Source organism: Bacillus sp. FJAT-26390, assembly GCF_001682865.1.
Lineage (GTDB): Bacteria > Bacillota > Bacilli > Paenibacillales > Paenibacillaceae > Pristimantibacillus.
This window is the reverse complement of record NZ_MAQX01000001.1, coordinates 1,442,333-1,454,113: the sequence shown is the minus strand read 5'-3', so window position 1 is coordinate 1,454,113 and position 11,781 is coordinate 1,442,333. Positions and strand designations below refer to the sequence as shown.

At 43.7% G+C, this 11,781-nt stretch carries 12 protein-coding genes; 3 read left to right on the top strand and 9 right to left on the bottom strand.

The annotated features are described in order from the left end of the window. Positions 1–31: 31 nt before the first annotated feature. Positions 32–583: an undecaprenyl-diphosphatase gene (locus A7975_RS06925; protein ID WP_065384585.1), complete on the bottom strand. Its 552-nt coding sequence runs from the start codon at positions 581–583 to the stop codon at positions 32–34. Between the two features lie 141 nt (positions 584–724). Here A7975_RS06925 and A7975_RS06920 point away from each other — a divergent pair, with 141 nt between their 5' ends. After that, positions 725–1,204 (top strand): 2-thiouracil desulfurase family protein, encoded by a 480-nt coding sequence (locus tag A7975_RS06920; protein WP_065384584.1) that lies wholly within the window; start codon positions 725–727, stop codon positions 1,202–1,204. A gap of 211 nt (positions 1,205–1,415) precedes the next feature. Then, a complete protein-coding gene (locus A7975_RS06915) occupies positions 1,416–3,077 on the top strand; it encodes a M20/M25/M40 family metallo-hydrolase (RefSeq protein WP_141680212.1) in 1,662 nt (553 codons plus the stop codon). A 54-nt stretch (positions 3,078–3,131) separates the two neighbouring features. Here the strand turns inward: A7975_RS06915 and A7975_RS06910 are convergent, their stop codons facing one another. The 6 genes from A7975_RS06910 to A7975_RS06885 all read right to left on the bottom strand — a co-directional run bounded on the left by A7975_RS06910 (position 3,132) and on the right by A7975_RS06885 (position 9,827). Next, on the bottom strand, positions 3,132–4,622 hold the full coding sequence (locus A7975_RS06910; RefSeq protein ID WP_255314191.1) for an RtcB family protein: 1,491 nt from the start codon (positions 4,620–4,622) through the stop codon (positions 3,132–3,134). Positions 4,623–4,759: 137 nt separating this feature from the next. Then, positions 4,760–5,887, bottom strand: a complete 1,128-nt coding sequence (locus tag A7975_RS06905) for a GerAB/ArcD/ProY family transporter (protein WP_053376406.1) — start codon at positions 5,885–5,887, stop codon at positions 4,760–4,762. 13 nt (positions 5,888–5,900) lie between these two features. Then, positions 5,901–6,134 carry a hypothetical protein gene (locus A7975_RS06900; protein ID WP_065384583.1) on the bottom strand — a complete coding sequence of 78 codons (234 nt, stop codon included), beginning with the start codon at positions 6,132–6,134 and terminating at the stop codon, positions 5,901–5,903. Positions 6,135–6,146: 12 nt separating this feature from the next. After that, positions 6,147–7,367 (bottom strand): Ger(x)C family spore germination protein, encoded by a 1,221-nt coding sequence (locus A7975_RS06895; protein WP_082198013.1) that lies wholly within the window; start codon positions 7,365–7,367, stop codon positions 6,147–6,149. Further along, positions 7,364–8,866: a spore germination protein gene (locus tag A7975_RS06890; RefSeq protein ID WP_255314190.1), complete on the bottom strand. Its 1,503-nt coding sequence runs from the start codon at positions 8,864–8,866 to the stop codon at positions 7,364–7,366. The genes A7975_RS06895 and A7975_RS06890 overlap by 4 nt, the downstream gene beginning before the upstream one ends. A gap of 145 nt (positions 8,867–9,011) precedes the next feature. Further along, positions 9,012–9,827 carry an SDR family oxidoreductase gene (locus A7975_RS06885; RefSeq protein WP_082198012.1) on the bottom strand — a complete coding sequence of 272 codons (816 nt, stop codon included), beginning with the start codon at positions 9,825–9,827 and terminating at the stop codon, positions 9,012–9,014. Between the two features lie 171 nt (positions 9,828–9,998). Between A7975_RS06885 and A7975_RS06880 the strand changes: the two genes are divergently transcribed. Then, positions 9,999–11,162, top strand: coding sequence for an MFS transporter (locus tag A7975_RS06880; RefSeq protein WP_053376403.1), 1,164 nt, complete (start codon positions 9,999–10,001; stop codon positions 11,160–11,162). Positions 11,163–11,318: 156 nt separating this feature from the next. On the opposite strand, the gene A7975_RS33530 is transcribed toward A7975_RS06880, so the two are convergent. Next, positions 11,319–11,489, bottom strand: coding sequence for a hypothetical protein (locus tag A7975_RS33530; protein WP_141680211.1), 171 nt, complete (start codon positions 11,487–11,489; stop codon positions 11,319–11,321). Positions 11,490–11,620: 131 nt separating this feature from the next. After that, entirely contained in the window at positions 11,621–11,734 is a 114-nt protein-coding gene (locus A7975_RS32870; RefSeq protein WP_082198011.1) for a sporulation protein YjcZ, read from the bottom strand. Between the last annotated feature and the right edge of the window lie 47 nt (positions 11,735–11,781).

Here is an 11,781-nt window from a genome sequence, read left to right as displayed (position 1 = left end):
CATTTAGCAAGTGGGAAAGGAGGCGTCTTTTTTATTTCATTAACTTTCGATACATTTTAATCATATATAAGGGGATAACCTCCAAGCGGCTGCTTCGTTTATAGACTCCATAACTAATGATGAAAGAAAGCGCAGCAGCTCCTAATATATCGCCTGGGTAATGAACGCCAACATATACTCTCGAGATGCCCGTAAGGATAGCCAGCGCCAACATCACGATGCCCAGCTTACGCTTCACAAATAAAATGCTGAATGCCAACGAGAAAGCGAGTGTCGCATGGTCGCTGGGGAAGGAGGCATCCGGCACATGCGGAATCAGCTGCATGATTTGATGATCGACGAAAGGTCTGGAGTGGTTGACTAGAGGTGAAATCATAAAGATTCCCAGCATGAGCGCGACAGAAGCAGTTAATAAGGAATAGAAGACAAGTTTCTGATTTCTCTCTTTCCCTGTAAGCCAAAGATAGGCCATAACGGCAAGCATGAACCAGACGATTCCCTGTGCGAACAGTTCGACTGAATCGTCAAACCAATCATGACGGCCGGCGAAATGATTAAAGAAATAAAATATACGATTGTTCATAGCAAGTACCTCTTCTTTTTCTCAAAACTTTAACATAGCTTTATGAAAATTTAGCGTGAATCGATTGTGAAAACATGTACATATGATTTCATGGAAATTATAATGGATTTATCATTTGGATTTGAAGAAGAGGTGGAACGTTTGATTTTAGTAAGTTCTTGTTTAGCCGGACTAGAAGTAAGATATAACGGCACGCATAGTTTAGATCAACGGATAAAAAAAATGCTGCAGCAGAATAAAGCGATTACCGTGTGCCCTGAATTGCTGGGAGGTTTCTCCACGCCTAGGGAGCCTGCTGAAATCATTGGCGGCGATGGAGAAGATGTGCTGGATGGGAAAGCCAAAGTAGTTGAGAAATCCGGGGCGGACGTTACCGATATGTACATCAAAGGCGCATATTTGACACTGAAGAAAGCGCAAGAAGTACAAGCAACGATCATTGTTTTAAAGGAATATAGCCCATCCTGCGGAAGCTCGATGATATATAATGGTGAATTTATTGGCCAGAAAGCGGTCGGAAACGGCGTAACGACTGCTTTGCTTAGGAGAAATGGACTGAGAGTCGTTTCGGAAGAGAATCTTGATTCCGTGTTAGAAGAGACGACATACTCCCTGCAATAATCTTCTTTATTTTACAAATAAATTACGGAAACTACCCTTGAGGTGGTTTTTTCTATATATCAGGAAGTTGAAGCCATTAACTGAAACCAACATCGACTAAAGTCTAGGTGAAAGTCCAGTCTTTAGTCCTTACTTCTAAATTGGATTATTCTGCTATGCTTAACCTAACATTGTAAATAAAATAATGGCTAAGCAAGCCGAGAAGGAGTGAGTGGGTATCAAAACGAATCATCCTGAGTTTTTACTGAAAACGAAGCATGAAGCTCCGCCTAAATGGGTAAAGGGGATTGTCGTATGCTTGCTGATCATAGTTCCGATTCTGATCGGTTTACTGCAAATACAAGCACCCCGAAGCGTCAAGTCGGATGCCCCGCCGGATCAGTTCTCTTCTGGGAGGGCCATGACGAAGCTTGAGATCATTGCGAAAATGCCCCATCCAATCGGAAGCCAAGCTCATCAAGCTGTTCAAGATTATCTTGTCAACGAACTTGAAGGTCTCGGCTTAACACCAGAAATACAAAAAGCAACAGATTCTTCACCGCAAGCAGGCGAGATTGAAAATATAGTTACGCGCATCCCGGGGACGGATAACAGCAAAGCTGTTATGATAACCGCACACTACGACAGCGTACCAACTGCCCCTGGTGCTGGGGACGATGGAGCGGGGATTGCTGCAATGCTGGAAACGATCCGTGCGCTGCAGGTATCGGGTCCTTTGAAAAATGATCTTATTTTACTCATGACCGACGGCGAAGAAACGGGACTTAATGGCGCTAAAGCGTTTATAAATGAGCATCCATTCGCCAAGGATGTTGGGGTTGTGCTTAATTTTGAAGCGCGTGGCAATAAAGGGCCTTCCTTTATGTTTGAGACAAGTGACCAAAATGGATGGTTAATCAAAGAGTTCATCAAAGCCGCTCCTGATCCTATCGCGTATTCCATCATTTATAGCCTATACAAAAGGATGCCTAATGACACGGATCTAACGGTGTTCAAGCAGGGAGATCTGCCTGGATTGAATTTTGCATTCGGCATGGGGTTAAACGCCTATCATCAACCCATAGACACTCCGGAGAATCTCGATCCTTCAAGCTTGCAGCATCATGGAGAGTACATGTTAAGTTTGTCCAGGCACTTCGGACAGCTTGACCTCAAGCAAGTAAAGCAAGAGGACCTGATTTATTTTAACCTATATGGCAGTCATATGGTCAGCTATCCACAATCATGGAGTATATGGTTGATGATCGTTGGCACGTTGTTTTTTATCCTCACTATAGCGCATGGCATTCGCCAGAAGAAGATAAGCGTCAAAGGGCTGGCTGGAGGATTTATGATTACGCTTATTAGTTTAATAGTCGTTTTTGGGTTAGTAACGCTGTCATGGAGCGGATTAACCTCGCTTGTATCCAATGAGCAGCTTAAGGTCATTTTACTTGACCCTCAAGTGAGTTTATATTTTTTAATTGGATACATTGTGGCTGCGGTGTCGATTGTCTTCCTTTTGGTGCGCTTGATTTCTAGGAAGATTCGGATGGAAAATGTGTGGGCAGGCACGCTTCTGTTATGGACGGTACTTAGCATAGTTATGGCGATTTATTTACCCGGCGGCAGCTATCTCATTTTATGGCCGCTTCTAGCCAGCCTTGTTGGGTTAAATCTTTCTATTCGTCAAAAAGGGGACGCAGGGAAGTGGGGGGCAGTATTTTTTGCGATGCCGGGCCTGCTTCTGTTTGCTCCAGTCTGTTACTTGATCTATGTCTTAATGACCCTTCAACTAGCAGGAGCTTTGCTTACTGTTATCGCTCTTGCGTTTACACTCATTTTCCCTGTTATTTGTAAGGGGCGCAGTTTACCACACGCGCAAACCCATTAATACATCCGAAGAGGCCCATGCATTTATGCATGGGCCTCTTCTAGCATTTTGGGGTTACCCTTTTATTGTTAAAATGGGCTCAACTTCAGCAACGACTTGCGCCATACCGAACTGTTCGTGCGATTCAATAATGTCGTTGATATTCTTGTACGCATAGGGAGCTTCTTTCTTTAATTCTTCTTCCCACTTCTTGAGAATATCTTGTCTGGCTTTAATATCATTTCGATTCGGATCAATAGGTGTTACAATATTAAACCTTGCAATAAAATCGCGGAACAAAGCATCGTCAACCTTTACAGACTCTCCTCGAGAAAGATTTCTGCCTGCGCCATGGCTTGCGCTGTACAAGCTATCCCGATTGCCAAGGCCAGCTAGAATATAGCTTTTTGCCCCCATGGAGCCAGGGATGAAGACAGGTTCTCCAGTAAATTGGAAAGGAGTGTTCATCATTTGTTCTGCAGACCTTGCTGTGCAAGAACCTTTGCGGTGGATAAAGCCTGCGCTGCCGTCAACATTTTCTTCCCAAACGAAATTATGCGGAGCATCGTATAATAGCTTATACTCAAAATCCTTTATGCTTAGCGCTAACGATTTTTGAAGCATGAGTCCTAAAAACAACCGGTTCGCAAAGGCAAAATTTGCTGCGTTGTGAAGCAGGTTCCAATAACGATTCCATTGTGAAGCATGCTGTTCAGAATGAGGCAGTACGTAGATTCCGTTCTTTGGATGCTTTAATGATGCGGGATAAATTTCTTTTAGCATCTCTTTGATGTTAAGCCCGGCATGGTGTCCGATCGATACAGAGCCCGTATGGATCATCACGACAACCTGGCCCTTTTTGATATTCCATTCTTTTGCTATCGCATGGTTACGTATATGAACGACCTTCTGAATCTCGACAAAATGATTCCCGCCGCCGATTGAGCCAATCTGACTATCATAGGAGACTTCACTGCTGCCCAAAAAGCTATCTAGACCGTCCACTTTGTCAGTAATGAATGAGCCTAAACGGTTTACCTTGGACAGGTCTTCCTCTTGCTGCCTAGCATCATAAAACGCCCACAAACCGCTGCGGTTCATCGTTTTCTGCGACTCCAGAATGCCCATTAAGCCTTCTTTGAGGATTGCTTCACGCTGAACTTTTGTCATGGGGATGCTACGACCGCCTTCAAAGAAAATATGGCGGATATCGGCTTCTATTTTTTTACTATTCGACCGAATATCATCTTCCTTTAATGAGGTGGTATAAAGCCGCATCCCACAGTTAATGTCGTTGCCTACGGCTTGGGGGATGACGAACCCTTTGGTGAAAATCGTAGTCCCGATCGGGATTCCGCTTCCCTTATGAAAATCCGGAGTAATGGCAACCTCTTCAACTTTAGCATTTTCGTTCGAAAAATAACCGGGAGCATAATGTTTTAACGTCGCTACTGATTCATTCACGGTCAGCAGCTGGTCAAGCTCTTCTATGGCATTTTTTTCTACTTTAATATTATCGTTTATAAAAAAACGGACTGGAATTTCGTTGCTGTTGTTAATGTTCAATAAGGACCATCCTTTTGGTTAGTTGTTTTATATTTCAAATTTGTAATTGCGATGTATTCGATGGAAATGCATAACATGGCAAATCACCCTTTCCTCGTTGAATATTTCCAATATAGCATTTCAATAATGGAAAAGCATTAGGCTTGCTCATTTTCAGGAGCATCTGTTTGTTGGCTATCCCTTTTTACCGACCCGCGAAACATTAGAATACCTAGAATTAAAAGGGGCAAGACTATCGTAAAAATCGAAGCAAACGGCGTCCAGTTTTTCGTAAGGAAATTATTGATGGAAATTGTGTTTTGGTAACATAGCAGAGCAAGAGCTATCAAGCCAAATCCAAGGGGAATGGTGTACGGCTTCGGGTCCTTCAGCTTGAATATTTGGCATATTCCGATCAACGATGCGTCAAACGTCATCACAATCTTCATCACGATGGACAATATCCAAATAAACATCATGATCCCTTCGATACGCTCGAGAAAATGGCCGATATTAATATTTTTAGCTAGGACGTATGCAGGGAATAATTGATTGCCTGTGACAGCTGCTCCCATTACGCCTATACATCCTGCGGTAATGATGATCAGGACCATTCCGCCAATCACGGTTCCCCATACAAAGCCGTGTCCTTTTGTTGCTGATTTCGTTACATAAGGGTAGAGCATGGAGAGTACGATGATTTCCTGAAAGCCGGAAAACGTAAAGCCTGCTTTTACAATCGGCTTAAAGCCATACTCCAGCATCGGTTCAAAATCTATGATTTCTACTTGAGGAAAGATTGGCAATATGAGCAGGCAGAGCATGCAAAACAGTATCGGAAAAAAAATTTGCGACGCACGGGAATACACGATCATCCCAGCTCGAACGCCGATGATTACGATAATGACGAAAATAATTTGGATAATTTCGATCGGCGTTTCAGGCAACGTTTGTGTCGTAAGAAAAAAACCGAGATCACCAATCATAAGGGAAGCGAGCAAATAGAAAAAAGCGATAAAACATAACCCTATTACATTACCAACCCATTTTCCAAAAGCAAGCTGACACATCTCGATGATTGTTTTGTCCCCATATCGTTTGCCGATTACGACATAGATGAGCACGGTTAAAAGGTTTAGGCCGACCCCAACAATGGCAGCGAGCCAAGCATCCTGTTTGGCTACCAAAGCAAGTCCCGCAGGAGTGATGAGGATAGAGGTGCCAATCATGAAAAAAATAACTAATATGGTGAACGTGCGAACGCTTAACGTATCTTGTTTCATCATCGGTCTGTTCCTTTCAGGACATCAACGAGTAAAGTGCACGAGCATAAGGTGATATTATTTTTGCTATCCATTCCACAGGGTTAGGCGGTACGTTCATATACATGAAAACCAGACTGCCAGAGGTTGCTAAAATCATAATTAGAATGATCAGCATGAGCTCCTTCATTCTGCGTTTGCCGAAGAGGGGGGGGATTTCAACAATGAAAACCCACGCCCATGCTCCAATTACGCCTAACCATAACCACATCGTTGCCGCCACCTACTTTTTAATCGTGCTTCTGACAGACTGTACCGTAGTGCCAATTCGCCGAATGGTGCAGTGGGAATGGACAGTGATTTTCACGTTCTCGAAGGTTTTATCCCAATCCTTAATGCCATGCCACATTTTCGGATCGGAACGGTGAAGAGCTGAACCAAATCCAAATATATCTACTTTGACTTGCTTTTGAAATTTATGCAGAGTGCGATTGATTATTTCTTCCAGCTTCTTGTCAGCGAGTTTGTTTAATTTCGCAAAGGTTTCTGGCTGTGTAATGTCGAGCTCGCAGCTAATGTCCGTGATGTCCTGCTCCGTTTTGAGAATGACTTCGAATTCCGGAGCTCCGCTCTTCGTATTTACACGAATATTAGCATGAGAATGGACGATTTGAAGACTGATGTTTCCTTTAGACTCTGGACAAGCAATTATGCCGCTAGTTTTGATAATGCTATTTTGAATATAATTGAGAGCCTTCGAGTCATTTTCATTCAGCCAGCCAGCCATGCGGTCCAGTTTGAAAGCGACCATCCCGGAATATTTGAGAATGACCTCGGGGTCAACATATTCAGCATTCGTAATTTTATCTCCTTTTGAAGGGTTGCCTTCAATTTCGATAGCGGTCAATGTCGGCCCTTTGCCCTGCTGGGATAAATCTTGAATAAGCTTGTCCAATGTGATTTTCCCGGTCGCTGCCCAAAGTCTGTCTGAGGTTTCCAGCTTGGTATATAAATTGTTCGCAGGAATCGGATCTATAGGGCTGTACATGTTCAAAATTTTTCCCGCGGTCGTTCCTTTAGCCACAATGAGAAAAAAGTCGGTTCTCATCTCACGGTTTCTTGCGATAAAATCGAGCGGCTTGCTGATTCCGCTGCGCGCGACATCCTCGCCAATAATCAATATACGTAGATGCGGGTAATACAGCTGCCGAGCTGCTTTAACCGTCATTCTGCTCAGGGCATCCGGTACGGAAACGCCTGTTGCTTCATAAGAAACGACGGGACTGAAGCTGCTTGAACCCGCTTTCTTATTGCTAACCTGACTCGGATTGACGATCTGTACGGTTACGTTGTATCGGTCGCCTTTCTTATCGATGGCAAGCCCTACGACGATGCTCAGCTCGTTTAGCTCATGCCTGCTCCAGCAAGCAGATATAAGGCTAGCAAAGAGCAGGAGTACGATGACGACAAGAAGTTTTCTAATCAGGGACTTAGATCGATTCATGTTTTTTTCTGCCTCACTAGATTTTTGGGATTAAGACTCTTTGGTCGTGTAATCATGGAGCGCAAGGGTACACGAAAGAGGGTATCTTTCTGATCTGTGCTATTGAAGGGAGCCAGCGGCGCCATATAAGGAACACCAAATGATGTGAGGCTGCACAGATGAAAGATAATCCCAATAATAAAGATAAATACGCCGTACAAACCAAAGGATGCTGCCATGATCATCAGCAGAAAACGGATAATGCGAGCCGCAATTCCTAGATTGAAAGCTGGGAGTACGAAATTGGAGATAGCCGTAATGGAAACCACTATAACCATGGCAGCACTTACGAGACCGGCTTCTACTGCAGCTTGCCCGACGACTAGCGTTCCAACAATGGAGATCGATTGTCCGATCGTTTTCGGCATTCGCACGCTGGCTTCACGAAGGATTTCAAAGGTAATCTCCATGATCAACGCTTCTACAAAGGCTGGAAAAGGCACACCCTCGCGCTGGCTTGCCAAATTGTAGAGTAAGGTCGTTGGGAGCAGCTCCTGATGAAACGTTGTTATCGCAATATAGAAAGAGGGTGTAATGGTTGCCAAAATAAATGAAAGAAAGCGAAGCAAACGAATTAGTGTACTAAAATCTGCCCGTTCGTAATAATCCTCGCTTGATTGAAAAAACTGCGTAAACAGCGCAGGAACGAGCAAGGCAAAAGGGGTCCCATCCACCATGATCGCGACTCTGCCCTCCAGTAGTCCTGCAGCTACCACATCAGGCCTCTCCGAATTAAATATGGTTGGAAAAGGTGAATATTTTTTGTCTTGAATTTGTTCTTCTATATAATTGCTTTCTAGAATGCCGTCGATATTGATCTGCTGCAAACGTTCTCTAACCATTTCAAGGACACTATCCGAAACGAGATTTTCGATAAAAATAACCGCAACTTCTGTCTGCGTGACGCTTCCTATTTTATAGGTCTCAAACCATAGATGCCGGCTATTGATTTTTCTGCGAATCATAGCGGTGTTCCAGCTTAACACTTCTGTAAATCCTTCACGCGGGCCGCGTACGACGGATTGGACATTAGGCTCTTCCACAGGGCGTGCTTTTAAATCTTTTGTGTCAACAGCAAGCGCTTGAGCGCAATCGTCAAGAAGGAGAATGCTGTTCCCAGTAAGCAGCAGATCAAAGATCTCATTAAACGAAGCGGGATTAAATACGGCGCCTTCAGGAATGACGCTTTCCTTGTAGTAGTCCAACAGTTCATTTGGTGTGGTACACGGATTGTTCTCATTGTTACCCGTAAAGACGGATTGAAGCATAGAGCTTGAGCTTGATAGCCCATCAATATAAACGATGGCTCCTTGTATAGGCATGTTATTTGCTAAATTCACTTGAAATTGACGGGAAACCAGGTCAGGACTATTTCCGAGATTATCGCGCAGCTGTTTTAAATTAAGCTTTAAAGCAGCGTGCAAAGGCTGGTCATCAATGGTGTCTGTTTGATTAATCATCTGAATACCTCTGATCTGATGGCTAATATAGTCGTATAGTTAGGGTATCCTGTTTATCCATATAAATACATGTTAATGCGGGGTACAGGGCAGCACAAAAAAAGAGCGCAGTTTCAGCGCTCCTCATTTGAATCCTTTCATTCACCTAAAGAAGCGTCTCCGCCCCATCAATAAATACTTCAGTTCCTGAAATATGGCTCGACTCCTGCGACGCTAGAAACAATACCAAATCAGCAACCTGCTCTGGCTGACCCGGTCCATGCTCTAGCGGCTGGCTGCCCTCCGGATATTTAACCGGAATTTTGATTTTATCAAGTTGGGGCGTTTCTTTTGTACTTTCGCCGATATTGGTTTGAATTGCGCCTGGGCAGATAACGTTCACCCGAATTTTATAATTAGCCAATTCAAGGGCTGCCATCTTGGCAAAAGCAATTTGGCCTGCTTTTGAACTGCTGTAGGCTGACATGCCAAATCCGGAAAATTTACGGCTGCCGTTAATGGAGCTTGTAATAATGATGCTTCCGCCGTTTTTCTTCATATGCGGAATCGCATATTTAACAGTTAGAAATGTTCCTTTTAAGTTCGTTGTCAGCGTATGGTCCCATGCTTCCGGCGTCATGTCCTCAATGGGAGAGACGACGCCGTTGATTCCCGCATTTGCAAACACGATGTCTATTCGGCCCCATTGTTCAAACGCAGCTTGAATCGCTTTATTTACCCGGTCTGGGTCTGATACATCTGTATCTATAAATAAGGATTCTCCGCCTAATTCATTGATTTGTTTTTCCACGCTCTCACTTCGGTTGTTGTTTAAATCGATGAGACATACTTTTGCGCCATTTTTAGCCAGAAGCAGTGCTGCCGCACGTCCGATTCCAGATCCAGCGCCTGTAATGACGGCCACTTTATCTTTTACACGAAGCATGTTTGTTTGCTGCTGTTTTTCTTCGGTTATGTTCATGATTATCCCTCCTGAAGGACAGTAATTTTCCGATTTAGTGTTCCTTGGGAATGCTTTTTTATTCTAAATGAACAAGAACGCGAATGATTTAGTAATAAAATCTGGCCCTCATCTGCTATACTTGTAAGAAATCAATCCAAACTATAGATTATTTGAGGTGCTTTAACGTTCATGAATCCGCTAAAATTATTACGAGGCTTTAATTTTTTGTACTTTGCATTACTTTCAATGTTCATTACATTTCTTCCCGTCTACCTTGCAGAACAGGGCTTGCAGCCAGCGCAGATCGGTTTTATTATCGGTACGGGCGGCTTTATCACCATTATTACACAGCCGTTGTGGGGAATGATCAGCGATAAGACGAGAACCATTCGAAAAATACTCATCCTATTGGTCTTAATTTCAAGCGTGATCGGTTATTTTTTGTACAGCTCCAGTTCTTTTTTTCTGCTCATCTTATTCGCGATGCTGCTGTACTTCTTTTTAATGCCGATCGACCCGTTGTTAGAGAGTCTTAACTTCTCTATATCTGAAAAATCCGGTGTTAGCTACGGATCCGTACGCACATATGGAGCTTTAGGTTATGCGGTTACGTCGCTGCTCACAGGGTACGTCATGTCCTATTTTGGCGCACACAGCTTATCATTGCTTTTTGTTGGCATTGGACTTATCAGTTTACTTATAAGCTGGAAAATGTCTGACGTGCCGGTTACAGGAAAACCTGTTACCTTAAGCAGTCTTAAACATTTTATGAGCAATAAAGAGACGCTAATGTTTCTGCTGCTCGTATTTGTTTGCTCGGTTCCGGCGAGGATGAACGACACGTTTCTAGGCATTTATATCCGCGAGCTGGGAGGCACGCCCGAACTGATCGGACAGGCTTTTTTTCTAGCGGCGGGGAGTGAAATTATTGTATTTGCTTTGAGCTTTTGGTGGATGCGCAAAGGCAAGGAGATGATGCTGATCTCATTCGCGTCCATCTTTTTCTTCATACGCTTTTTTCTTTCAGCCTGGATAACAGATCCGCATGTATTGGCTTATCTGCAAATCCTGCAAGTGCTGACTTTCCCGATTTTCTATTCAGCGGCTATTCAATATTTGTACCGGATCGTTCCAGTAGAGTGGAGGGCGACAGGCCAGACCGTATTGGCGCTGCTGTTCTTTGGCGTATCAGGGATACTCGCTTCCTACTTAGGAGGCTTTATTTACGGGACATTTGGCGCTAAAACGCTTTATCTCTCGATTTCGGCCATGTCCTTTCTAGGCATGTTGTTTGGCTTCGTTCTTTATCGGTATTATGGCGGCAAGAATAATGCTAGCAACGAAGCGGTATAAAAGCTCGAGACGGCAAAGCACCTATCCAATTCACTTGGATGAGGTGCTTTTTTTTATGCAGCGACATACGAAAAAGACCCATTGGATGGGCCTTTTTCTTCAATCTATTTAAAGGAATTTGTGCAATTTGAATGCACAGGTGCATTCAGTGGTTAATTAGTAGCCTTTGCCGTAAGGACCAACGCCTACGCCGCCGACGTTACCGTAACCGCCGCCGTAACCGCCGCCGCCAAATATACCGCAGCTACAAGCGATAATGACCAACAAAATGAAAAGCACCAGGATAATACCAGTGTGTGAGAAAGCACCACCTACATGACCGGACATTTTCATTGCACCTCCTTACGTTTTGGGTACTCTGTAACTTATGCACGGCAACAGCTGAGTGATTGGGTGTTTGTTACAGAGTTATTTGATCATATTCATTTGCCCAAAAGGGTTTCATACACGTTTATCGATTAGTAACCGCCAAATCCACCAAAGCCACAGCTGCAAGCGATAATCACAAGCAGGATGAAAAGAACAAGGATAAAACCAATGCTATTATTTGCACCACCAACGAATCCAGACATTAAACTTTCACCTCCCTGATACTGACTACTCTGTAGGTTATGCAGAT